Source organism: Sphingobium fuliginis, assembly GCF_004152845.1.
GTDB classification, from domain to species: Bacteria; Pseudomonadota; Alphaproteobacteria; order Sphingomonadales; family Sphingomonadaceae; genus Sphingobium; species Sphingobium fuliginis.
Genome location: NZ_SEON01000001.1, coordinates 943,022 through 967,056, shown reverse-complemented (window position 1 = coordinate 967,056; position 24,035 = coordinate 943,022). Strand labels below are relative to the sequence as shown.

General features: G+C 64.0%; 20 protein-coding genes. 12 read left to right on the top strand and 8 right to left on the bottom strand.

Annotated elements, in window-relative coordinates; all coding sequences use genetic code 11:
• Positions 1 to 75: 75 nt before the first annotated feature.
• The 3 genes from EWH10_RS04880 to EWH10_RS04870 form a co-directional block, all read right to left on the bottom strand.
• A complete protein-coding gene (locus tag EWH10_RS04880) occupies positions 76 to 810 on the bottom strand; it encodes a thioredoxin domain-containing protein (protein WP_044660442.1) in 735 nt (244 codons plus the stop codon).
• 48 nt (positions 811 to 858) lie between these two features.
• Complete coding sequence (locus tag EWH10_RS04875; protein ID WP_044660441.1) at positions 859 to 1,530, bottom strand: DsbA family protein; 672 nt, start codon at positions 1,528 to 1,530, stop codon at positions 859 to 861.
• A gap of 70 nt (positions 1,531 to 1,600) precedes the next feature.
• Positions 1,601 to 2,143: a DUF721 domain-containing protein gene (locus EWH10_RS04870; RefSeq protein ID WP_044660440.1), complete on the bottom strand. Its 543-nt coding sequence runs from the start codon at positions 2,141 to 2,143 to the stop codon at positions 1,601 to 1,603.
• A gap of 26 nt (positions 2,144 to 2,169) precedes the next feature.
• Between EWH10_RS04870 and EWH10_RS04865 the strand changes: the two genes are divergently transcribed.
• The 4 genes from EWH10_RS04865 to EWH10_RS04850 are packed head-to-tail and all read left to right on the top strand — an operon-like array spanning position 2,170 to position 6,338.
• Entirely contained in the window at positions 2,170 to 3,240 is a 1,071-nt protein-coding gene (locus EWH10_RS04865; RefSeq protein ID WP_044660439.1) for an A/G-specific adenine glycosylase, read from the top strand.
• Positions 3,227 to 4,159, top strand: coding sequence for an NAD(+) diphosphatase (nudC, locus tag EWH10_RS04860; protein ID WP_044660438.1), 933 nt, complete (start codon positions 3,227 to 3,229; stop codon positions 4,157 to 4,159). Before EWH10_RS04865 ends, nudC begins: the two co-directional genes overlap by 14 nt.
• Positions 4,160 to 4,207: 48 nt before the next feature.
• On the top strand, positions 4,208 to 5,554 hold the full coding sequence (locus EWH10_RS04855) for a TldD/PmbA family protein (protein WP_044660437.1): 1,347 nt from the start codon (positions 4,208 to 4,210) through the stop codon (positions 5,552 to 5,554).
• Positions 5,541 to 6,338, top strand: a complete 798-nt coding sequence (locus EWH10_RS04850; RefSeq protein WP_025549418.1) for an inositol monophosphatase family protein — start codon at positions 5,541 to 5,543, stop codon at positions 6,336 to 6,338. The genes EWH10_RS04855 and EWH10_RS04850 overlap by 14 nt, the downstream gene beginning before the upstream one ends.
• A 96-nt stretch (positions 6,339 to 6,434) precedes the next feature.
• Here EWH10_RS04850 and EWH10_RS04845 read toward each other — a convergent pair whose 3' ends face one another.
• The gene (locus EWH10_RS04845; RefSeq protein ID WP_044660436.1) at positions 6,435 to 7,148 is read right to left on the bottom strand and encodes a GDSL-type esterase/lipase family protein; all 714 of its coding nucleotides are present in this window, start codon (positions 7,146 to 7,148) and stop codon (positions 6,435 to 6,437) included.
• Between the two features lie 117 nt (positions 7,149 to 7,265).
• Here EWH10_RS04845 and EWH10_RS04840 point away from each other — a divergent pair, with 117 nt between their 5' ends.
• A complete protein-coding gene (locus tag EWH10_RS04840; protein WP_044660435.1) occupies positions 7,266 to 8,222 on the top strand; it encodes an acyltransferase family protein in 957 nt (318 codons plus the stop codon).
• 4 nt (positions 8,223 to 8,226) lie between these two features.
• On the opposite strand, the gene EWH10_RS04835 is transcribed toward EWH10_RS04840, so the two are convergent.
• Both EWH10_RS04835 and purD read right to left on the bottom strand, forming a co-directional pair.
• Entirely contained in the window at positions 8,227 to 8,754 is a 528-nt protein-coding gene (locus EWH10_RS04835) for a hypothetical protein (RefSeq protein ID WP_044660434.1), read from the bottom strand.
• Between the two features lie 64 nt (positions 8,755 to 8,818).
• Positions 8,819 to 10,102 (bottom strand): phosphoribosylamine--glycine ligase, encoded by a 1,284-nt coding sequence (gene purD, locus EWH10_RS04830; protein ID WP_044660433.1) that lies wholly within the window; start codon positions 10,100 to 10,102, stop codon positions 8,819 to 8,821.
• A 7-nt stretch (positions 10,103 to 10,109) separates the two neighbouring features.
• On the opposite strand from purD, the gene xseA reads away from it, so the two are divergent.
• The 7 genes from xseA to EWH10_RS21870 all read left to right on the top strand — a co-directional run bounded on the left by xseA (position 10,110) and on the right by EWH10_RS21870 (position 20,630).
• On the top strand, positions 10,110 to 11,609 hold the full coding sequence (xseA, locus tag EWH10_RS04825) for an exodeoxyribonuclease VII large subunit (protein ID WP_025549422.1): 1,500 nt from the start codon (positions 10,110 to 10,112) through the stop codon (positions 11,607 to 11,609).
• Between the two features lie 31 nt (positions 11,610 to 11,640).
• Positions 11,641 to 11,850 carry a DUF2093 domain-containing protein gene (locus tag EWH10_RS04820; RefSeq protein WP_044660432.1) on the top strand — a complete coding sequence of 70 codons (210 nt, stop codon included), beginning with the start codon at positions 11,641 to 11,643 and terminating at the stop codon, positions 11,848 to 11,850.
• A gap of 15 nt (positions 11,851 to 11,865) precedes the next feature.
• The gene (locus tag EWH10_RS04815; protein ID WP_044660431.1) at positions 11,866 to 12,702 is read left to right on the top strand and encodes a M23 family metallopeptidase; all 837 of its coding nucleotides are present in this window, start codon (positions 11,866 to 11,868) and stop codon (positions 12,700 to 12,702) included.
• Positions 12,703 to 13,022: 320 nt separating this feature from the next.
• Positions 13,023 to 16,037: a TonB-dependent receptor domain-containing protein gene (locus tag EWH10_RS04810; RefSeq protein WP_052628081.1), complete on the top strand. Its 3,015-nt coding sequence runs from the start codon at positions 13,023 to 13,025 to the stop codon at positions 16,035 to 16,037.
• 70 nt (positions 16,038 to 16,107) lie between these two features.
• Positions 16,108 to 16,371 (top strand): hypothetical protein, encoded by a 264-nt coding sequence (locus tag EWH10_RS04805; protein WP_052628080.1) that lies wholly within the window; start codon positions 16,108 to 16,110, stop codon positions 16,369 to 16,371.
• A 329-nt stretch (positions 16,372 to 16,700) separates the two neighbouring features.
• A complete protein-coding gene (locus EWH10_RS04800; RefSeq protein WP_025549425.1) occupies positions 16,701 to 19,559 on the top strand; it encodes a TonB-dependent receptor plug domain-containing protein in 2,859 nt (952 codons plus the stop codon).
• A gap of 432 nt (positions 19,560 to 19,991) precedes the next feature.
• A complete protein-coding gene (locus EWH10_RS21870; protein WP_130029829.1) occupies positions 19,992 to 20,630 on the top strand; it encodes a hypothetical protein in 639 nt (212 codons plus the stop codon).
• Between the two features lie 8 nt (positions 20,631 to 20,638).
• On the opposite strand, the gene EWH10_RS04790 is transcribed toward EWH10_RS21870, so the two are convergent.
• Together EWH10_RS04790 and clpB are read right to left on the bottom strand one after the other, a co-directional pair.
• Entirely contained in the window at positions 20,639 to 21,361 is a 723-nt protein-coding gene (locus tag EWH10_RS04790) for a 2OG-Fe(II) oxygenase (RefSeq protein ID WP_044660429.1), read from the bottom strand.
• Between the two features lie 77 nt (positions 21,362 to 21,438).
• Positions 21,439 to 24,018, bottom strand: a complete 2,580-nt coding sequence (gene clpB, locus EWH10_RS04785) for an ATP-dependent chaperone ClpB (RefSeq protein ID WP_044662829.1) — start codon at positions 24,016 to 24,018, stop codon at positions 21,439 to 21,441.
• Between the last annotated feature and the right edge of the window lie 17 nt (positions 24,019 to 24,035).

Here is a 24,035-nt window from a genome sequence, read left to right as displayed (position 1 = left end):
AAGATCGGGGCAGCGCGGAGCCGCCCCGCCATCAGCAGGAAGCCGGACCGACGATGTCAGCCCCCCCTTGTCCAATCAGATCCCCGCTTCCTTGAGCTTCGTGCGCAGCGCGGGCCAGGCGGCGGTGTTCTCCACCGTCACGCCGTTCAGGATGAAGGTCGGCGTGCCCTCGATCTTATATTGCTGATTGGCGTCCTCTACGCCCTTGGCCAGCTTTTCGGCGGCGGCGGTGTCGGCCAGGCATTGCTTCGCCTGATCTTCCGATATGCCGCGCTGCTTGGCGAAGTCGACCAGGCCGACGGCGGCGGCGAGCTGGCCGAAGCGCTGGGCCGGGGGCGCGCTCATCAGCGCCTTGTACCTTTCGTCGCCCAGCGCCTGCGCCTTTTCGAACATGGCGTTCTGGTTGGCGAAGAACTGGTCGGACAGCGGATAGAAGATGTCCTTGCCGCCGCAACGGGCCAGCAGCGCCGTCGAAATGTCGATCGGATCGCGCACATAGTTGCGGAATTCGAAGCTCATCTTGCCGGAATCGACGATCTGCCTGATCTCCTCGGCCGATTCGGCGGCGAAGTCGCGGCAGTGCGAACAGGTGTAGGAGCCATATTCGACCAGCTTCACCTTCGCATTGGGATTGCCCATGACGAAATGGCCGTCGGGCGTCGTGGCGATCGTCTCCGACCATTTGGTGCCGGCCGGCGCGGCGACGGCGGCGACCGGTTCGGCGGAGGTGGCGCTGCCTCCTTCCTTCTTGCCGCAGGCGGCGACGGTCAGGCTGAGGGCGATCAGGGCAAGTCCGGAAAGGGCTTTCACGTTGTTCTGGGCTCCGTATCGTCGGGCGTTGTCGTCGAAGGGTTTAGATCAGGGCAATGCAGCCTGCAACCGCGTCCAGTCCGATCCATGAACCAGCGTGCCGTTTAGCGTGAAGGCAGGCGTGCCGCCGATCCGCAGCTTGTTCCAGGCTTCGTCCGTCATGGCGAGGATCTGCTTCATCGATGCGGGATCGTTGATGCAGGCGTCGAGCTGGGCGGGCTTGTAGCCGCGCTTCGCCATCAGGGCGTAGAGGCCGGTCTTTTGCCCGATGTCGCGCAGCGCGGCCTTCTGGTCGGCGGGCTTGGCGGCGTCTTTCTCATAGGCCTGGAGCTTTTCCATCCAGGCATCCTGATTGGCGAACAGCGCCTCATGATTGCCGAAGAAGCGCCTCGGGCCGCCGCAGCGGGCAAGCAGCGCGGCGGTCAGGTCATATCGGTCGCGCACCGCGTTGCGCACTTCGACGCTCAGCGTGCCGCCCTTCACATAACGGGCGCGAAGCGGCTCGCTGGCCTCTCCCACGAAATGGGCGCAGTGCGAGCAGGTGTAGCTGACATATTCGACCAGCTTCGTCGGCGCGGCGGGATTGCCCAGCACATGGCCGCCCATGGGAGAGAGGGCGATCCGGCCCAGCCAGTCGGCGGCGGGGGCGGCCCATGCGGACAGGGATGCGCTCGCGGAAATGGCGAGCAGGGCGAGGAAAGCCAAACGGATTTTCGTCATGCGGTGGTCCAGTGATGCGCCGCCCCTGTCACGGCTGAGGTTGTCAAGTTTGAACTGCTCAACTGCGATACTAGCTGATCTTGGGCAAACCGCTGCTGTTGGCCAGCCCTTGCGCCAGGGATTCCAGCACCGCGCGCAGTTCCGGATCGCCAATGTCGCGCAGGGAATCGCCCAGCTCGACCGGAATGGGTTTGAGGTTGACCGGGGGGGGGGGGCGTTCCGGTTCCCTTGCCTGGACCATCCCCTGTTTCATCGCCACCCGGGCGACGGCGGCATAGCCGAAGAAGCGGTTCACCCGTTCGACAATGTCGGGCAGCACATGCTGGATCATCGGTGCATGGCCGCTCATGACGGTGAGCTGCAATGTGCCGCCCGCCTTCTTGCCGACCGGGAAGCGGATCGATTCGGGTTCGCTGATCGCCGCATAATGCGGGCCGACGATCTCCGCCCAGCGGGTGACGATGCTGGACTGGACGAAGCCGAACTTGCGGAAGGCGGCGGCGCCGATGGCGGGCATCAGGTCCGCGATTCGGCGCGGCGCGCCGATGCGCGGGCGGTCTTCCGCATCCGACTTGCGGCTTTTCATTTTGGGAGTCGGGGGGCGTTCCGTCATGCCTCGCTTAATGGCATAGGGGCGGCATGCGCGTCGAGGGTAACATCCAGAAAATAGCATCCGATCTGCTCGCTCATTACGATGTGCATGCGCGCAGACTGCCCTGGCGCGCCCCGCCGGGGGCCAATGCCGCCGATCCCTATCGCGTCTGGCTGTCGGAGGTGATGCTCCAGCAGACCACGGTGGCGGCGGTCGGGCCCTATTTCGCGAAATTCACGCAGCGCTGGCCCGATGTGGCGGCTTTGGCGGCGGAACAGGATGCCGAGGTCATGGCCGCCTGGGCAGGGCTGGGCTATTATGCCCGCGCCCGCAATCTGCTGGCCTGCGCCCGGGCGGTGGCGAACGACCATGGCGGGGTGTTTCCCGATACCGAAGAGGGCCTGCGCGCCCTGCCGGGCGTAGGCGCCTATACGGCGGCGGCGGTGGCGGCGATCGCCTTCGGGCGGCGCGCCGTGGTGGTCGACGCCAATGTCGAGCGGGTGGTGGCGCGGCTTTTCGCCATCGCCACGCCCTTGCCCGCGGCGCGCCCGGAGATTCGCGCCGCGACCGACGCGATCACGCCCGATGCCCGCGCCGGGGACTTCGCGCAGGCGATGATGGACCTGGGCGCGACCATCTGTACGGCGCGCAACCCCGCCTGCGGCATTTGCCCCTTGCGGGAGGATTGCGCGGCTTTCCGCACCGCCGATCCCGCCGCTTTCCCGGTCAAGGCGGCGAAGAAGGCCAAGCCGCACCGCTTGGGCCATGGCTGGTGGATCGAGCGGCCCGACGGACATGTCTGGCTGGTGCGGCGGCCCGACAAGGGCATGCTGGGCGGCATGCGGGCGCTGCCTTCGTCGGATTGGAACGATGCGCCCGACGCGACGCCGCCGCTTGCCGCGCCATGGCGGCGGGTGGCCGAGCCAGTCGCGCATGTTTTTACCCATTTCTCCCTCGCATTGACGGTGCACCATGCCCATGTGGGGCCGGACGTGACGCCGCCCGGCGAGGGCGAATGGTGGCCCGTGGCGGACATCGGGAAGGCGGGCCTGCCGACCCTGTTCGCTCGCGCCGCCGAGGCAGCGATGAAGGAGAGAATGGACGATGCACGGCTCTAACGCCCCCTATTCGCGGCTCGTGGCCTTTGGCGGGGGACGGCTGGACCGGGTCGACCATGTCCGCACCAATCCCGCTTTGCTGGCGGAGGCCTTTGCCTCGCCGCTGGCGCGCCGCGTCGTGCTGGAAGGGCTGGAGCCGGTGGTCGAGGGCGGGCATCTGGTCATGGAGCCGCTGCCGGACGATGCCTGGATCGAGCATCATGCGCTGCTGGGCGTGGATGAGCAGCAGCGGCCGATCTTCGTGGAACTGCTGGCGGATGCGCCGGACAGCTTCTTCGCCACGCCGCGCAGCCGTGCGCTGGCGGATGAGGTGCCGGGGCATGAGGTTGCCCTCTACGGCGCGGCGCGCAGCCTGCTGGCCTGGCATGCGCGGCATCGCTTCTGTTCGGTGTGCGGGCAGCGCACGGCGCCGGTCAAGGCGGGCTGGTCGCGGCGATGCGGGTCGTGCCGGGCCGAGCATTTCCCCCGCGTCGATCCGGTGGTGATCATGCTGGCCGAACATCGCGGGCGGGTGTTGCTGGGGCGGCAGCATAGCTGGCCGGCGGGGCGCTATTCGGCGCTGGCCGGCTTCGTCGAGCCGGGCGAGACGCTGGAGGAAGCCGTCATCCGCGAGATCAAGGAGGAAGCGGGCGTCGCCACCCATGCCGTGCGCTATGTGACCAGCCAGCCCTGGCCCTTCCCCTCCTCGCTGATGATCGCCTGCACGGCGCAGGCCGATGACGACGCGCTGAAGATCGATGAAAATGAGATCGAACATGCCTTCTGGTGCGACGAGGCTGGCGTTCGCGCCGCGATGGCTGGCGAAGAGGACGCGCCCTTCATCGCGCCGCCGCCGATGGCGGTCGCCTGGCATCTGCTGCGGCACTGGCTGGATGAGCGACCGGAAGGGCAGGTTGCCGACCATGGCCCAAGCGCGTAAGGCCGCCCCTTCGCCCTGCATATCCCCTTTCAGGAATCGACACAGTCCATGCTCAGCCTAGAAGAAGCCCAGTCCCGCGCGCAGGATCTGGTGACGGCGGCGCGCCGGGCGGGGGCGGATGCGGCCGACGCCATCTATGCCTGCAACGCCTCGACCAATGTATCCGTGCGGCTGGGCGCGCTGGAGGATGTGGAGCGGTCGGAAGGCGAGGAAATCGGCCTGCGCGTGTTCATCGGCCGCCGGTCCGCCAGCATTTCGGCGTCGGACATGAATCCGGCGACCTTGGCGACCTTGGTCGACCGCTGCATCGCCATGGCGGGGCAGGCGCCGGAAGACCCCTATGCGGGCCTTGCGCCCGAAGACCGGCTGCTCAGGAAGAAGCTGCCCGCGCTGGACCTGACCGATCCGTTCGAGCCGGAACCGGCGCAGCTCAGGGAGCGCGCCATGATAGCCGAGGAGGCGGCGCGGGCCGTGCCAGGCGTCACCAACAGCGAGGGCGGCGGCGCGGCGACCGGGCGGAGCCAGATGGCGTTGGCGACCAGCCATGGCTTTGCCGGGGCCTATGCGGGGACGAGCCATTCGACCTGGGCGAGCGTGCTGGCCGGGACCGGCGCCGACATGCAGCGCGACCATGCCAGCCACAGCGTCCGCCATATCGAGGATCTGGACGATGCCGAAACGGTCGGCACCCGCGCCGGGCATCGGGCGGTGGCGCGGCTCAATCCGGTGAAGGTGGGCAGCGGCGTGATGCCGGTGATCTTCGACCCGCGCATCGGCTCCAGCCTGGTCGGGCATCTGATCGGCGGCATGGTAGGCCCCGCCATTGCGCGGCGGTCGAGCTTCCTGCTGGAATCGCTGGGCGAGGCGCTGTTCGATGCGGCCATCACGATCATCGACGATCCGCTGCGGTTGCGCGGCCTGCGTTCGCGACCCTTCGACGGCGAGGGGCTTCCGGTCGAACGCCGCGCATTGATCGACAGGGGCGTGCTGACCGGCTGGCTGATGGACAGCGCTTCGGCGCGGCAATTGGGGCTGGAGCCGACCGGCCATGCCAGCCGGGGCGGCAGCGGCGCGCCGGGTGCGGGCGTCACCAATGTCCATATGGAGCCGGGCACGCTGTCGCCGGGCGAACTGATGGCGGACGTGAAGCGCGGCCTCTATGTCACCGAACTGATCGGCATGGGCGTCAACGGCGTGACCGGGGATTACAGCCGGGGTGCTGCGGGTTTCCTGATCGAAAATGGCGCCGTGGGTCAGGCCGTGTCGGAAATCACCATCGCCAGCAATTTGAAGGACATGTTCCGGGCGCTGGTGCCGGCCAACGACCTCGCCTTCCGCTATGGCATGAACGTGCCGACCCTCCGTATCGACGGGATGACCGTTGCCGGCGGCTGACATCTCCTTGCGCGAGGTGGTGGCGGTCGTATCGGACGCGGCTGACCGGGCCCTGACGCTCTGGGCGGGCGGGGAAACGCGCGTGCGCCAGTGGGAGAAGGTGCCCGGCCATCCGGTGTGCGAGGCCGATCTGGAACTGGACGCGATGCTGCGCGAGCGGCTCTACGCCATCGATCCGTCGGCCGGCTGGCTGTCGGAGGAGACGGCGGACACCGTTCACCGGCTGAACCTGCCGCGGGTCTGGGTTGTCGATCCGATCGACGGGACGCGGGATTATCTGCGCGGGCGGCCCGGCTGGGCGGTATCGGTGGCGCTGGTGGAGCATGGCGCGGTGCGCTTCGGCATATTGGCGGCGCCTGCGCGCAACGAACTGTGGATAGCGCAGGCAGGCGCGGGGGCGACCCGCAACGGCCGGACCTTGCAGGCCGGATCGCGGGCCGTCCTGCCGGGTTCACGAGTGCCGGCGGATCAGTTGCCCCGCCATGACCGCGATCTCGTCACCGTCGACAAGCCCAACAGCATCGCGCTGCGCATGGCGATGGTGGCGGCGGACGAGGCCGATCTGGTCGCCACGGTGCGCTGGGGCAATGAATGGGACGTCGCCGCCGCCGCGCTGATCGCGGAGGAGGCGGGGGCGATCGTCACCGATGCGCTCAGCAATCCCTTTTCCTTCAACCGGCCGCAGCCGACCGCCTTCGGCTTGCTGTGCGCCGCGCCAGGAATCCATGCCGCCGCAGCGGAGCGGCTGGCGCCGCGCGCACGGGAAATATTGGGACGCGGGTGAAGCGTCGCCGGGCTTGAGATACCATGATGGTGGCCAATCGCCGCCATTGGCATGGGCGGCTCGGCGAAAACAGAGAGGCAGCCACCCTTCCACATATCAAGCCACGCAGCGACGGACAGTCTCGGCCGGCAGGACGTCGTTCAGTCGCTGGCGCACCACCCCCGCCCAGATGCCATATCCGGCCGGATTCATATGGACGCCGTCCGCCCGATAATTGTCGCCCAGCTTTCCATCCTTCAGCAGCGGCGTCGTGATGTCGGCATAATAGGTCAGCGGCATGCGCTCGATCAGCCCTTGCGTCGCCGCGTTGAACAGCATCTGGCTCTTGAAGATCGACCGCCGCGCCGGACTGGGCTTCATCGACAATATCACGACCGGCACGTCACCCATCATCCGGTTGCGCAGGTCCAGAAATCGCCCAAGGTTGCGGAGGACGGTGCGAACCTCAATGCCGTTGGCGATGTCGTTCTCCCCGGCATAGAGGATGATCGCCACGGGTTTGCTGTCCTGCGCCGCATTGGCGAAGCGCGGCAGGATCTCGGCAAAGGTGGCATCATCGATACCGCGGTTATGCGCTTTCCACGGCGCCATGTCGTGGTTGAGGCTGGTCCAGCGGCGCATGGAAGAACTGCCTACGAACCAGAGCGAACAGGCGCTTGGCCCGGGCGCGTCGTCCGGCAGCGCCACATGCGCCGCGCGGTATCGGCCTACCGCCAGCCAGCTACCGACGATCAGGCAGAAGATGAGGGCCGCCAGCCCCCATTTGGCGAAAGGCGAGGCGTCGAGGCGTTGCAGCAGCGGCGTCTTCATCGAAGGATATAAGTAGCGTCTTTTTCTACGGCGCAAAGCCGAAATTCCCTACTGCGCCTTAACGATCCGGCAAGAATGTAACGATATCGTTCCGATTCCTGCACCGGGGCAATTTTTGTGGGCAAGAATCCGTCGATCGACCTGCTGAAAGGCGTGCTGATCCTGCTCGTCATGGGTGGGCACGTGATGGAACTGACCGGCGGCCACGATCTGGCGCTGTGGGTCGGGTCGGGTTTTCGCATGCCGTTGATGGTCGGCATCTCCGGCTATCTGCTCAACGTCACCCGCATCCGCACCGACAGTATCCAGCGCCTGATGTCCCGCTATGGCCGGCGGATGCTGCTGCCCTGGCTTTTTGCCGGCATGGTGTACCTGATCGCGAGCGGCGCGGCGCTCCGCTGGACCCTGCCGTTCGACCTGTTGTTCCGGCCGCCCTTTCACCTCTGGTATGTGCCGACGTTGTTCTTCCTGATCATGCTGACGCGGCTGCTGCCCTTCACCCCGCTGGCGCTGCTGGCGGTCGGCACGCCGGTCAGCCTGGCGATCATGTATGGCTTCGGCCTCCATCATGGACCGGTGGGGGACAGTCTGTTTTCGCCCGACAGCCGCTTCCTGCGCTATCTGGTCTATTTCTTCTTCGGCATGCTGATGGCGGAGCGGCGGGTTTCGCGACGCTATCTGCCGATCGCCGGGGCGGTCGCGCTGCTGGGCCTTCTCTGGTGGTCCGGCCTCTATGATGCCGACAATGTCCTGGCCTTCGTGCCTGCGCGGCTTTTGATGTGCCTTGGCCTGATCGCGCTGCTGCCGATGCTGTCCGCCCTGCGGCTGGATTTCGCGCCGGTCAATGCGATCGGGCGCGACAGCCTGTTCTTCTACCTGTGGCACCCGCTGGTCATGGGCGTGCTCGTCATGACGGATGTGGGCCCGGCAGCGACGCTGGCGCTGTCGCTCCTGCTGCTTGCGCTGGCATGTCGCCTGACGGCGCGCGGCACGCTGTTGCCGCTGCTGTTCGGCAGCCTGCCGCAAGGGAGCGGGACGGTCCCGCCCCTGGCCAAAGCGCCCCTACCGGCCTGACCGTTCAGATCTTGCCATATTTGGCTTCGAAACCGGCAACGTCTCCGGCGGCGAGATATTTCGCCTGGTCGATCCACTGGTCGCGCACCGGGCGGCCCTTGAAATTGCCCAGCTTCGCATCGATTGCGGCAATGTCGGCATCGCTCCAGCCGGCGATCTGGGCATAGCGCGTTACGCCCAGTTCGATCAGCAGCGTGTTGAGCTTGGGGCCGACACCCTTCAACCTCAGCAGGTCGTCGGCATCGCCGGACGCTGTGGTGACCGCCGGCGACGCCGGGACCGCGATGGGCGCCGCAGCGTCGACCGGAGCCGGGGCAGCGGCGACGGGTTCGGGTACGACCGGCTCCGCCGGCTTGGAAAGGGGCGGGGCGGAAGCAGGCGGCGCGGAAACGGGGGTGGTGGGCTTCTTGGCCTCCACCGGGACGGAAGGTTCGCTCGGCCGGTTGCGCCCGGACAGCAGGAAGACGATGCCGATGATGACCAACAGCGCGATCAGCAGCCACAGGCCATAGTCCATGAAAAATTCTTGCATCGCTCGTCCCTCCCTGTCCGAATTTGGCCTATTTAAGGATGGTTGAGGGCACGCCGCAAGGGGATCAGCGCGCGCTTTCCTCCCGCGCGACCTCCCGCCACCCAATATCGCGGCGGCAGAAGCCGGTCGGGAAGCCGATGGCGTCGACTGCCTTATAGGCCGCCTGCTGCGCCGCCTTCACCGTGCCGCCGGTCGCGGTGACGTTCAGCACGCGGCCGCCATGGGCGACGATCGTGCCGTCCCTGTCCGCCGTGCCCGCATGGAAAACCCGCGCTCCCGTGGCTTCCGCCGCGTCGATTCCGGTGATCGCGCCGCCCTTTTCCGGGGTGCCGGGATAGCCGTTCGCGGCCATGACGATGGTGAGCGCGGCGCGGTCCGCCAGTTGCACCGGACCCTGTTCGGCCAGCCTGCCCTCCGCCACCGCGAGCAGCAGCGCCACCAGATCGCCGTCGAAGCGCATCATCAGCACCTGGCATTCAGGATCACCGAAGCGGGCATTATATTCGATCAGCTTCGGCCCTTCGGCGGTCAGCATCAGCCCGGCATAGAGCACGCCGCTATAAGGCGTCCCTTCGGCGGCGAGCGTGTCGACGGTGGGGCGGACGATCTTCTCGATCACTTCCGCTTCCAGTTCCGGGGTCAGCACGCGGGCCGGGCTGTAGGCGCCCATGCCGCCGGTATTGGGGCCGGTGTCGCCGTCGCCCACGCGCTTGTGATCCTGCGCCGATCCGAAGGGCAGGATGGCGCTGCCGTCGGTCAGGGCGAAGAAGCTCGCTTCCTCGCCGGTCATGAATTCTTCCAGCACCACTTCCTCGCCCGCCGCGCCGAACGCGCCGGAGAACATGGAATCGAGCGCCTCCAGCGCCTCTTCCCGCGTTTCCGCGATGATCACGCCCTTGCCCGCCGCCAGACCGTCCGCCTTGATCACGACCGGCAGCGCGAAATCGTCCAGCGCGGCGATGGCGCCGTCCTTGCTGGTGACGCGCTCATAGGCGGCGGTCGGGATGCCCGCGCGCTTGCACAGGTCCTTGGTGAACCCCTTGGACCCCTCAAGCTGCGCCGCCTTCTTGCCCGGACCGAAGACCGGATAGCCCTTGACCCGCAGATTGTCGGCCAGCCCGTCGACCAGCGGTGCTTCCGGGCCGATCACCACCAGGCCGATGCTGTGGCGCAGGCAGAAATCCACGACGGCGCGATGATCCGTGGCATCAAGGTCGACCAATGTCGCATGCTGGGCTATGCCGGGGTTGCCCGGCGCGGCATAAAGGGTGCTGAGAGCGGGCGATTGCGCCAGCTTCCAGGCCAGAGCATGTTCGCGGCCGCCGCCGCCCAACAGAAGGATGTTCATTTCGCCCATGTCCCCGGAATATGAAGCTGGTTTCGATGTCTCGGGGCGCCTGTTAGCCGAGGAACGCTCAGGGGACAACGCGCCGCCGCTGTCGGTGAGCGAATTGTCGGCCCTGCTGAAGCGCACGGTCGAGGACCGTTTCGGCCATGTCCGCCTGCGCGGAGAGATTTCCGGCTTCAAGCGGGCCGGGTCGGGGCACATCTATCTGTGCCTGAAGGACGACAATGCCGTGATCGACGGCGTGATGTGGAAGGGCGGGGCGGCGCGCCTGCCCTTCGCGCCGCAGGACGGGGTGGAGGTGATCGCCACCGGCAAGCTCACCACCTATCCGGGGCGCTCCAAATATCAGATCGTGATCGAGCGGATGGAGCTGGCGGGCGAAGGCGCGCTGATGGCGCTGCTGGAGAAATTGAAGCAGAAGCTGGCGGCGGAGGGGCTGTTCGACCGGGAGCGCAAGCGGCGTTTGCCCTTCATGCCGCGCGTCATCGGTGTCGTGACGTCGCCCACCGGGGCGGTGATCCGGGACATTCTCCACCGTCTGGAGGACCGCTGCCCGACGCAGGTGCTGCTCTGGCCGGTGCTGGTGCAGGGACAGGGCGCCGCTGAGCAGGTGGCGCGGGCGGTGCGCGGGTTCAGCGAGATGCAGCCGGGCGGCCCTGTGCCCCGGCCCGATCTGGTGATCGTGGCGCGTGGCGGCGGCTCGATCGAGGATTTGTGGAGCTTCAACGAGGAGATCGTCGTCCGCGCCGTGGCGGAATGTTCGATCCCGATCATCTCCGCCGTGGGGCATGAAACGGATACGACGCTCTGCGACTATGCCGCCGACATGCGCGCGCCGACGCCCACGGCGGCGGCGGAAATGGCGGTGCCGGTGCGGGCGGAGCTGCTGGCGATGCTGACGGAGCAGGGCTTGCGCATGGACCGGGCCGTGCGGCGAGGAGCGGCGCAGGCGCGCGAGCGGCTGGAGATGCAGGCGCGGCTGATGCCGACGCCCGATATGCTGCTCGCACCCCAGCGCCAGCGGCTGGACCAACTGTCCGATGGTCTGGTCAGCGGATTGCGGCATCGCGTTGCCGATGCGCGGGCGCATCTGGGGCAGGCGGGCGGCGCGTTGCGGCCCGCCCTGCTGCGCCAATATGTCAACCGCGCCGCCGAGCGCGTCGGCCGGTTGCGGCTGCGCCCGGATTATCTGGAGCGCGTTTACAAGGACCGGGCGACCGCTTTCGATCGCGTCTCGCGTCTCTTCACGTCGGTCAATCCCGACCTGCCGCTGCAACGCGGCTTCGCGCGGGTGATGGCGGGCGACCGGCTGGTGAAATCCGTGGCGGAGGCGCGGGCGGCGGGCGCGGTCAGCCTGCATTTCCGCGACGGCGCGGTGGGTGCGAGCATCGATGGCGGCACGCCCCTTGAGAAGCCCGCCGCCGAGGCTATATCGACTCCGTCACGCACCCCGCGCAAAGCGCGCGAGGGCCAGGAGACGGGCCAGCAGGACCTGTTTTCCCAATGACGCCGTTGCACAGGAAAGGCCGAGTGATCCCATGCTGATGTCCAACCGCGACCGCCCGGCCCGGCTGCACTATATGGCCTACAGCTTCCGCGTGCTGCAGGCGGGCGATCATGTGATCTGCGCCGTCAGCGGGCGCAAAATTCCGCTGGAGGATCTGCGCTACTGGAGCATCGCCCGGCAGGAACCCTATGCCAGCGCCGAAATCTCCGCCCAGGCCGAACTGAAGGCGCGGGGTCTGTAAGGTGCCGGGGTTTAGATGAAGGGCTGGATCGCCGCCGCTGCGCTGGCGATGGCCGGTGTGGCGGCCACCTCCCCGGCAGCGCCGCCTGCCGTGGAACTGGTGCTGGCCGATACGCCCGTCCAGGGCGGCGCCTTGCTGGGCACCGCGCCCAAGGGGACGGTCGAACTGCGCTTCAACGGGCAATTGGTGCCGGTCGATGCCGATGGCCGTTTCCTGATCGCCTTCGACCGCGATGCGGCGTCGCAGGCCCGGCTTACCGGACGTCTTGCCGATGGAACGCTTCTCGACCGCGCCCTCACCGTCGCGCCGCGCGACTGGCGGATCGAGCGGGTCGATGCGCCGCTGCGTCCGACGAAAAGCACGGAAGCCTTCCTCGCCCTGCGCAAGCCGGAGCTTGAACGGATCGCCGCCGCGCGCGAAACCGTGACTGACGCGCAGGGTTGGCGCCAGCGGTTCATCTGGCCGCGCATCGGCCGCGTCTCCGGCTTGTTCGGCGCGCAGCGCATCTATCAGGGGCAGCCGGGCGCCTATCATGGCGGCGTGGATATAGCGGGCGCGACGGGCGAGCCGGTGGTGGCCCCGGCCGACGGGGTGGTGATCCTGGCCGCGGATCGCCCGTTCACGCTGGAGGGCAATCTGCTGATGATCGACCATGGTCATGGATTGAACAGCGCCTTCCTTCACCTTTCGCGGATCGACGTGATTCCCGGGCAGCATGTGATTCAGGGGCAGCGCATAGGCGCAATCGGGGCCACCGGACGGGCCACGGGTCCGCATCTTCATTGGGGGATGAAGTGGAATGAAGCCCGGATCGATCCGATTCTGCTCACCGGACCCATGCCGCAGAACTGATCTATTATTTCACGGAACTATAATTTTATTCTTCGTGATGATATGTCGAAATGTAAAAATTCCTTCTAGGAACTCAGACCTGTAACATTGTTGTTAAACAGGTGTTCAATACTGATTTTCTCGATTTGTGGCATATTTGCTACAGTTTCGGTCAAATGCGATGCCCGGGCTTCTGCCCTGCTTTACACTCATAAAACGACTGAGCAGAGTGCCCCGCAGTGCGTGTGAAGAGGGCTTGCTGTCGGGCTCCTTTCGCTCTCTTCACGCGTCAAAAAAGCGCGCGGGGCAATCCGCGAACCTCCAGAGCAAGGGACTGGATAGTGAAGACCATAACCAAGATTGGGCTGCGCGGTGGCGCGGCTCTCCAGGTGCTGACTCTTGTCAGCGCCGGCCTTACGACTTTCTCCGCACCCGCATTCGCGCAAGCGTCGCAAGCTTCCTCGGACGAACCGTCTAGTGACACGATCGTCGTTACCGGTTCCATTATTCGCCGCACTGACGCCGAAACACCCTCGCCAGTGACCCGGGTCACAACTGAGGAACTGGACCGCCGTGGCATCAACACCGTGCAGGACGGCATTCAGAAACTGGCTTCCAATAACGGCCCCGCCCTTACCAACGGCTTCACAGCCAACGGCGCTTTCGCTGGCGGTGCATCCGCTGTCTCGCTGCGTGGTCTATCAACCAACTCGACGCTCGTGCTGTTCGACGGCCTGCGCGCTGCTTATTACCCGCTGGCGGACGACGGTTCGCGTAATTTCGTCGACCTCAACACCATTCAGGACGATATCGTTGAAAATGTCGAAGTCCTGAAGGACGGCGCTTCCTCCAGCTACGGCGCGGATGCCATTGCCGGCGTGGTTAACATTATCACCAAGCGTGAATTCAAGGGCATTGCCGGTCGGGTCGAGGCAGGTGTTGCCGAAAATGGCGCTGGGGGCAGTCAACGCCTGTCGCTGATGGCCGGCACCGGCGATCTGGATGACAATGGTTTCAACGCTTATATCAGCGGCTTCTACTATCATTCGGAAGCGGTTTATAATCGTCAGCTTGATGCACCCTTTAATTCTTCCGATCAGCGCGGCATCGGCGGCCATAACGGCCAGGCCTATGGTCTGGACGCGAACGGCGTTCTGGAAAATAATGGCACGCTGACAGCGCAGGGCGATGGTAATTACAATCTGGGCAACCTGTATGTTCGCCCAGCAGACGCTCTCACCAACACCGCAATTGCGGGCAGCCGCTATCAGTTGCTGGCCGGCCGTTGCCTCAACGGTACGCCCTATACCCCGACGGCTGCAGACCGCGCACCCAGCAACAACGCCAATATTCCAAACCTCGTCTGCAACGAGGACGGCGTGAACAAATATGGTGTCGTCGCTCCCGAAATTCAGCGTTTCGGCGGTTCCGCACGCATCACAGCTCGCGTTGGCGATACGTCGGAAGCATATCTGTCTGTCAATTTCCAGCAGTCCACCGTCAGCTATACCGGTGGTCCGCCGACGATCCGCGGAAATGCGCCGACCGGCATTTTTTATCCGCAGTTCTCGACGTCGAGCAATGCCGCCGTGCGCGCGCCTGGCTCGTTCGTGCTGTCGCTGCCCGTCTATGTCTGCGCTCGTTCTACCGTTGGCCCGTGCACCGCGACCAACGGCACGCTGAATCCAAACAATCCGTTTGCTACGGCCGGCCAGAATGCGCTGATCATCGGCGGCCTTCCCACGACGATCACGTCCAACGAAACCCGCAGCCGCGTCTATCGCGCTGCTGCTGGCATTCAGGGCACGATATTCGACGATGTCGACTACAAGGTCGATTTTACGGCGATGCACACCGATCTGCGCCGCAAGATGGATGGCTATGTCTATATCCAGCACCTGCTGGATGTGATCAAGGACGGGTCATATAACTTCGTCAATCCGGCCGCGAACAGCCAAGACGTTCAGGATTATCTGACGCCAACGAACATCTCGAATGCCTCGTCGGACCTGTACCAGGGCCAGTTCACCATGTCGAAGGCGATCGCAGATTTGCCGGGCGGTCCGCTGCAGGTCGCGATCGGCGGATCGATCTATCATGAAGCCGTCGACGCTCCCAGCGCCAACTCGGACATCAATGGTCCCACCATGCGTTATTTCACTCTCAACGCATTTGGTACCAAGGGTAGCCGCACCGTTTCGTCGGCCTTCGGTGAAATCGTCGCTCCTGTCATCGACCAAGTCGAACTGGAAGCGTCGGGTCGTTATGACCACTATAGCTCGGGTCAAAGCGCCTTCTCGCCCAAATTTGGCATCAAGGTGAAGCCGGTTCGTCAGTTGCTGCTGCGCGGCACCTATTCGAAGGGCTTCCGTATCCCGTCCTTCGGTGAAGCCAATGCTTTGCCGACCACCGGTTATGTGTCGCAGGTTGCCGCCAACATCCCGGCGGCTTTCCGCGCTCAATATGGTGCGGCTTGTGCCACTACACCGGCATCCTGCCCGACCTATCTGACCAACTACTCTATCGGCCAGACGACGCTGGCTTCGCCCAATCTCAACCCAGAGAAGTCGCGCAGCTTCACGGCCGGCGCGGTGTTCGAGCCGATCCGCAACCTGTCATTCACCGTTGACTATTACAACATCAAGAAGACTGGGGCGATCACCTCGCCGTCGACGGCGCCTGCTATCGCAGCTTATTACGCCGGCCAGCCGATCCCGGCCGGCTTCAATGTCATCGCCGACGCGCCCGACGTTAACAATCCGACGGCGACTCCGCGTATCGCCTTCGTTGAATCGACGCTGATCAACTCCGACACCATCAAGTCGGAAGGTATCGACTTCGGCGCGAACTTCACTCACGATTTTGGCGGTGTGAAGTGGTCGAGCAATCTGGAAGCTTCCATGCTGATCAATCTCAGCACGACCTTCCCCGACGGCACGACCGAAAAATATGTCGGTACCCTGGGTAACTTCAACCTGACGGCTGGTTCGGGCACGTTCAAGTGGCATGGCTATTGGTCGAATACGCTGGACTTCGGCAAGCTGGCTTTGACTGGCACCGTCAACTACACGTCGGGCTATGACCTGTCGGCGATGGATCAGGGGAATGAGTATAAGGATTGCGGTCTGTCGCCTGGCTACGGCGACTGTCATGTGTCCAAGTACATCACCTTCGACCTGAACACGAACTTCAAGGTCACGGATAAGGTGAACTTCTATGTGAACGTCATCAATCTGTTCGACAACCTGCCGGACATCGACCCGGTCACCTATGGTGCGTTCCTGTACAACTCGGTTCAGGCGGGCGAAGGCGTGTATGGCCGGATTTTCCGGGCCGGCGCGCGCTTCAAGTTCTGATCGGACGAAATGCAAACAGAAGAGGCGGTCTCTTATCGAGGCCGCCTTTTTCGTAAAGGAGGAATTTTCGATGAAGCTGTTTCCCATCATTCTGATCTGCGGGTCTGTGCTGGCTCCGCCGACTTTCGCAGCCGATGCACCGTCCGGTCAGGCGATGTCAGCGGAGAGCGTCGCGGAAAAGAAAATCTGCCGCCGGGAAACGGTAACAGGGTCGTTCATGCCCAAGCGCACTTGCCATACGCGAGCGGAGTGGGAAGCGATCGAACAGAATGCGAATGCGGAAAAGGACCGAGCAGGTACACGCTCATTGTCGGGGAATTGGCGTCCGAACTAAACGCGGCACGAAAAAGCTGCGTGACTGGGATATTCACCATTCACCTTATATCCACGGCTGTGTTGATCGGGATCAACAGCATCTTCCAATGGACAAAGCCCTCCTGAGCCTAGCGGCTTCTTCTCCTCCTTTACAGTCCCCCCAGGACGGGCTCGCGGCTGTTGCATTTCAGCGACATGGCGGCGAGCAAAATTATCGCAGATTAGTTCCGTAGCTTTACTTTTGTTAAATGGCTGAGCAGGCTTTGTTCGTCCGCGCCGTTTCGACGCCACGCAAGTGGCCAGACAGGGCGGAGAGAGGCAGAGACACTCGAAGCAAGGGGTAGAGCTTTGATCCATATTAAGAAGAGCATGTTGCGTTCCGGCGCGGCACCGATGATCCTGTCCATGGCACTGGTCGCAGGGCCTGCCTTCTCTCAGAGCGAACCCCAGGCGGCGGCTCCCGAAGCAGAAGATACGATCATTGTCACCGGATCGCGCATCCAGCGGCCGGATCTCGAAGCGAGCAGTCCTGTGGCTGTGCTCTCCGCTGAGCAGATCAAACAGGTCAATACCGTGACGGTCGAACAGATCCTGTCGTCCAACCCCCAATTCATGGCGGGCTTCGGCGGATCTTCCAACAACCCGGGCGATGGTTCGGCCACGGTCGACCTTCGCGGCCTGGGGGAAAACCGCACGCTGGTGCTGATCGATGGCAAGCGTGCGCCTTTCTACGATACGTCGGGCGCTGTCGACGTCAACAGCATCCCCACGGCACTGATCAAGCGGATCGATGTGCTGACCGGTGGCGCATCCGCCGTTTATGGCTCGGATGCCGTGGCGGGCGTGGTCAACTTCGTTCTGGACGATCGGTTCGAAGGGCTCGCAGCCGATGGCAGCAGCCAGATTTCCAGCCGGGGCGACGGCGCGCTCTATAATATCAGCCTGACTGGCGGCATCAAATTGGGTGATCGGGGCAATCTGGTCGTGTCGGGCGGCTATTCAAAGCGTAACGGCGTCTATTTCGGCGCTCGCCGCCGGAACGCAACCGCGCTGGATTCGAGTGACCTGGTCAGCTCCGGCGGCTCCAGCAATGGCGTCCCAACGCTGTTCGACATTCCCGGGGACGAGGACGGCACCGTTGGGGGGCTGCAACAGGTCCAACCTGATGGCTCGCTGTCCAGCGATGTCGAGCTCTACAACTTCAATCCCGTCAACTATGCCCAGTTGCCCTTCGAACGCTATAATGTGATGGCGCTCGGCCGGTATGAAGTGACCGACGGCGTAGAGGCTTATGGCCGTTTCAGCTACAGTCATGTGAAGGTCGAGACGAACCTGGCGCCGACGGCGACCGCAGGTTTCGGCTTCAATCTCGATCCCAGCAACCCCTTCCTGTCGGATGCGATGCGCGCCGCCTTCTTCGACCAGGTGGCCAATCCCTTCCTGCAGATCAACGATGGATCGGATGTCGCTGAAGATCCCACGGCGCGTGCGGGAACGTCCAACATCGGCATCCGCCGCCGCATGGTCGAAACCGGCGGCCGTTTGAGCACCTACACCACGAACAATTTTCAGTTTGTGGGTGGTCTGCGGGGGCAGATCGGCGATGGGCTGAACTATGATCTCTTCGCGCAATACGGGCAATCGAAGCGCGACACCGTGCTGCGTAACGACCTGTCCTATACGGCTCTGCAGCAAGCGCTGGACGTGGTCCAGGGGCCCAACGGCCCGCAATGCTTCGATCCGTCCAATGGCTGCGTGCCGCTCAACATCTTCACCACGACGCCGGTGACACAGCAGCAGCTCGCCTTCGTTCTGCGTAACGCGACGGAAAATACCAAGACAACCCAGTTCATCGCGGGCGGCAGCCTGGCGGGTGACATCGGTTTTCTGAAGAGCCCCTGGGCCGACGGCCCGGCGGCTTTCTCGATCGGTGCGGAATATCGCCGGGAAAAGGGCACGACCAAGGTCGATCCGCTCTATGCGTCGGGCGATCTCATCTATTATGGTCAGGGTCAGAACATTTCCGGCAAATATGACGTCAAGGAACTTTATGCGGAACTGAAAATGCCGCTGGTTCAGGAACGGCCGGGCATCTACGCGCTGAATGTGGAGGGCGGGTACCGTTATTCCGATTACTCGACCGTCGGGTCGGTTCATACCTACAAGTTCGGCGGCGACTATGCGCCGATCAATGGCGTGCGTTTGCGCGGCATCTATCAGCGCGCCGTTCGCGCCCCTAATCTCTATGAACTATACTCTCCCGTCGTGGCAGCCACCGGCAGTCTTCAGGTCGATCCTTGTGCGGGCAGCAATGTGCCTGCCGACATCGCTGCCATCTGTATCGCGCAGGGGGCTCCGACCGTGGGCGCGATTGCGCAGCCGATTTCGGGTCAGGTCAACATCTTCACTGGCGGAAATCAGAATCTGCATGAGGAAAAGGCCGATACGGTCACGCTCGGCCTGGTGGTAAACCCGCCGTCTCTGCGGAATTTCACTTTCTCGCTCGATTATTACCGCATCAAGATAAAGGATGCGGTCGATGACACGCCCGTCTTCGTGACGATGAACCAATGCTATAATATCGATAAGGACCCCAACAGCGCCGCTTGTGCCGGCATCGTGCGCAACCCGGTAACAGGCGGACTCAGCGGCGACACGACCATTGGCGTGCCATCGCAGCTGGGCAACGTCGCCGGCATCAAGACGGAGGGGCTGGACATCACCGCCAGCTATCGCGGCGGTTCGTCGGAAGGCTTCAATTACAGCATCAACTTCGCTGGCACCTACGTCTTTTCGTTCAAGAAGCAGAGCGATCCGACTTCCCCCGTTTATGAATGCGCGGGTACTTTCGGCGGTGCATGCGACATGGAGCCGCTGCCGGAATGGAAGCATGTTCTGGACCTGAACCTCGGCTTCAAGGGCTTCACGTTGAACAGCCGCTGGCGCTATCTGGGTTCGGTCAAGCAAGATGCCGCGACCGACATCCTGAGGTCCAAGATCGGCGGATACTCCTATTTCGATGAGACGCTCAGCGTCAATGTCGAAGATGGAGTGACGTTCCGCCTGGGCGTGCTGAACTTGTTCGACAAGAAGCCTCCGATCGTGGGCGACACGGTCGGCGCGTCAGCCAACGGCGGCAGCACCTTCCCCAATACCTATGATGTGATTGGGCGGCAGTTCTTCGCCGGCGCGTCGATCAAGTTCTGATGCTGAAGGGCCGGGGCCGATCATTAAGGCGGTCCCGGCCCGGTTTATTGCCGCTATGACGGGGGAATGACTCACCGCGAATCGGTTCTTTACGATCCCACCTGGCTCCCGCACAGGATCGATCCGGATCGTGGCGAGATACTGTTCCTGCGCTGTGATCCCGATAGGATCGCCGCCGCCTCCTTCATTGACGGGCGTACGGACATCGGCGTCGGCTCCTACCTTGCCCTGCCTATTGCCGATCTGCTGCGACAGCCTTTGCCATCCCGCCCCACCTGCCGTTTTCTCTTCCATATCGGTTTTTGCGGCTCGACTTTATTGTCGCGGCTGATCGAGGCGCCTGGTCATGTGCGGGTGCTGCGGGAGCCGAACATATTTGCCGATCTGGCGAATTATCGCGCCGCGCTCGACCGAAGGGAAAGCAATGCGGAAATGAGCGACCGGTTGGTGCAGCATATCTGTTTGCTGCTCCATCGCCCCTGGTCCCCTGGCGAGATCATGGTGGTGAAGCCATCCAACTGGGCCAATAATCTGTTGCCCTCGATAATGTCCGTCGGTCCGCTGAAAGCGATTTTCCTCACCATGACGCGCCTGGCCTTTCTTCAGGCGGTGTGCCGGGGCGGCAGCGATCGGCTGGCCTTTGCGGCTCGGGCGGCAGTCCATCTGTCCAGCAGGGGCACGCGCGACGCCAGTCAGGTGTCGGGCGCTCTGGCTCGCAAAGGCGACGATCTGGATCGCTTGCTCGCGCTAACGCTGGTGCTGCATGCGATCCAGCAGCGCGCCTTTGAAAAAGCGATGAAGCAGTCTGGTCAAAAGGAGATGCGCCTTCTCTATGGGGAGGGTTTGCGGACGGACCCACGGCATCTTGCTCGTCAGGCGATGCAAACGCTGGCGGTGCCGCAGCCGATGCTGGCGGATACCGTTGCGCATTGGTCCGGACGGAACGCCAAGGCGCCGGATCAAGCTTATTCAGTGCAGGACGAAAGGGATGCGGACGGCCGGGCCGCAACAGCCATCGGGGACCGGATGGAGGCAGCCTTGCAATGGGCGAACGAAGCTTTGGGTAACTGAATGCGGGATCAATCGGGTTGCTGGCCTGTCCGAAGCCAGCCTGTCACCGAAAGGCGTTCGGCGCCGGCAAAGGGCGCCACATGGCTCACACTGTGCGGTTGCCCGATGGCGAATAGGCTCAGTCTGTTGAAGTGAGGAACGAATATGTCGGTGACATTCTCGCCCGCGCCATGGAACAGCAATAGCCCGCCCCAATCCGGTCGCCATCCCGGCGTCAAACCCAATATATAGGCCAGCCGCCTATTCTTGCCGGCGACGGCATCATCATGCCGCGTCAGGAAGTCTCCCGGCCGATAGCGGGTGGCCTGCGCATCGGCAAAGCCGATCCCCTTTTCTCCTGTGATCGCCGCGATGAATTCCAGGACCTCCTGAGAACTCATGAAGGTTGCAAAAGCCGCGAGATGCTCGCTGGTCGCTTGCCTCTTCGATTTTTCATCCGGCACGCGGATGGTGTCGAACTGGAACTGAAAACCATGACTGGCCTTGGCGAACATGGCCTGTTCCAAGGTCTTGCGCGTCTCGTCCGGCAAAGCATCGAACCGATCGGCAGCGATTTCGAAGACCTGGCTTTCGCCGTTGATGACATGGCGCCAATCGGAGCGTTCGCTCAGACTGGCGCGCAACGCCAGAGCCTGAGGGGCTTCAAGGAAATCGGCGATCTGCACGCGGCCCTCGCATGCAAAATGCTCTCGCAAAATCGCTTCGTCCAAGTCCGGATTCAATTTGAACATGGGGAATGAAGGGCGTTCCATATGGACGGACTATAACGATTTTCCCGTCCGGGAAACGCCCCTCTTTGGCTCCCGCATCAGCCCACACTCAACCTCAACGCCCCATCCCCTTCATCCACCCTCACCGTCGCGCCATCCGGCACTTCGCCGCGCAGGATCAGGTCGGCCAGCGGGTCCTGCAAATAGCGCTGCACCGCGCGCTTCAGCGGCCTTGCGCCATAGACCGGATCATAACCCACCCGGCCCAGCCATGCCCGTGCGCCGTCGGTCAGGTCGAGCTTCACCTTCCGGTCCTTCAGCAGCTTGCCGATCCGCGCCACCTGGATGTCCACGATCGGCGCCATATGGGCGGCGCCCAGGCGGTGGAACAGGATCACCTCGTCCAGCCGGTTCAGGAATTCCGGCCGGAAATGCGCGCGGACGATGTCCATCACCTGATCCTCGACCTTTTCGACCGGCTCGTCATCGGCCAGGCTGGCGATGAACTGGCTGCCAAGGTTCGACGTCAGTACGATGATCGTATTGGTGAAGTCCACCGTCCGGCCTTGCCCATCGGTCAGGCGGCCGTCATCCAGCACCTGGAGCAGCACGTTGAACACATCGCCATGCGCCTTCTCCACCTCGTCGAACAGCACGACCTGATAGGGCCGGCGACGCACGGCTTCGGTCAGCACGCCGCCTTCCTCATAGCCGACATAACCCGGCGGCGCGCCGATCAGCCGGGCGACCGAGTGCTTCTCCATGAACTCGCTCATGTCGATGCGCACCATCGCGCTGTCGTCGTCGAACAGGAATCCGGCGAGCGCCTTGGTCAGCTCGGTCTTGCCCACGCCCGTGGGCCCCAGGAACAGGAATGATCCCAGCGGCCGGTTCGGGTCCTGCAAACCCGCCCGCGAACGGCGCACCGCGGTCGACACGGCCTTGACCGCATCGGCCTGGCCGATGACGCGCTTGCCCAGTTCCTCTTCCATGGCGAGCAGCTTCTCGCGCTCGCCCTCCATCATCCTGTCGACGGGGATGCCGGTCCAGCGGCTGACGACCGAAGCGATGTCCTCGCTCGTCACTTCCTCGCGCAGCATCGCGCCCTGCGTGACGTTCTGGGCCTCGGCCAGCTTGCGCTCCAACTCCGGAATGCGGCCATAGGCCAGCTCGCCCGCCTTGGCGAGGTCGCCCGCGCGCTGCGCCTGGTCCAGTTCGACGCGGGCAGCGTCCAACTGCTCCTTGAGCTTGCTTTCGCCCGCGATCTTGTCCTTCTCCGCCTGCCAGCGCTGGGTGAGTTCGGCCGACTGCTGCTCCAGATTGGCGAGGTCTTCTTCCAGCGCCGCCAAGCGATCCTGCGACGCCTTGTCGGTCTCCTTCTTCAGCGCCTCCCGCTCGATCTTGAGTTGGATGATCCGCCGGTCGAGCGTCTCGATCTCCTCCGGCTTGCTCTCCACCTCCATGCGCAACCGCGAAGCCGCCTCGTCCATCAGGTCGATGGCCTTGTCCGGCAGGAAACGGTCGGTGATGTAGCGGTTGGAGAGAGTCGCCGCCGACACGATCGCGCCGTCGGTGATCCGCACGCCATGGTGGAGTTCGTATTTCTCCTTCAGGCCCCGCAGGATGGAGATGGTGTCCTCCACCGTCGGCTCGCCCACGAAGACAGGCTGGAACCGCCGTTGCAACGCGGGGTCCTTCTCGACATATTTGCGATATTCGTCGAGCGTGGTCGCGCCGATGCAGTGCAGTTCGCCGCGCGCCAGGGCAGGCTTCAACAAATTGCCCGCATCCATCGCGCCCTCGGACTTGCCCGCACCGATCAGCGTGTGCATCTCGTCGATGAAGAGGACGATCTGGCCTTCCGCGCCCTTCACCTCGTCCAGAACGCCTTTCAGCCGCTCCTCGAACTCGCCGCGATATTTGGCGCCCGCGATCAGGCTCCCCATGTCGAGCGCCATCAGCGTGCGGTCCTTCAGCGTATCGGGCACGTCGCCATTGGCGATGCGCAGCGCCAGCCCCTCGGCAATGGCGGTCTTGCCGACGCCGGGATCACCGATGAGGACGGGATTGTTCTTGGTGCGGCGGGCCAGGATCTGGATCGTCCGCCGGATTTCCTCGTCACGGCCGATCACGGGGTCCAGCTTGCCCTCGCGCGCCGCTTCGGTCAGGTCACGGGCGAATTTCTTGAGCGCATCGTAGCGATCCTCCGCGCCCGCCGTGTCGGCGGTGCGCCCCCCGCGCAGATTGTTGATCGCGGCATTCAGCGCCTCCGCCTTCACACCAGCCGCCGCCAAAGCCTTGCCGGCCGCCGTGGTGGTGGCGAGGGTGAGGGCCAGCAACAGCCGCTCGACGGTGACGAAGCTGTCCCCCGCCTTGGTCGCGATCTGTTCGGCACTGTCCAGCACGCGCACGGCATCATTGTCCAGGCCGGGGGTCTGCTGCGCGCCGCTGCCGGATACGGCAGGCACCTTGGCTAGCGCTGCGTCGGTTTCGCGCAGCGCCACGCCGGCGTCGCCGCCCGCTGCCTTGATCAGGCCGGAGGCCATGCCCTGCTGGTCCTCCAGCAACGCCTTCAGCAGATGCTCCGGGCCGATGCGCTGATGGCTCATCCGGATCGCGACGGTCTGCGCCGACTGGAGGAAGCCCTTGGCGCGGTCAGTGAATTTTTCGAGGTTCATCATGTTCCCCTTCGTGA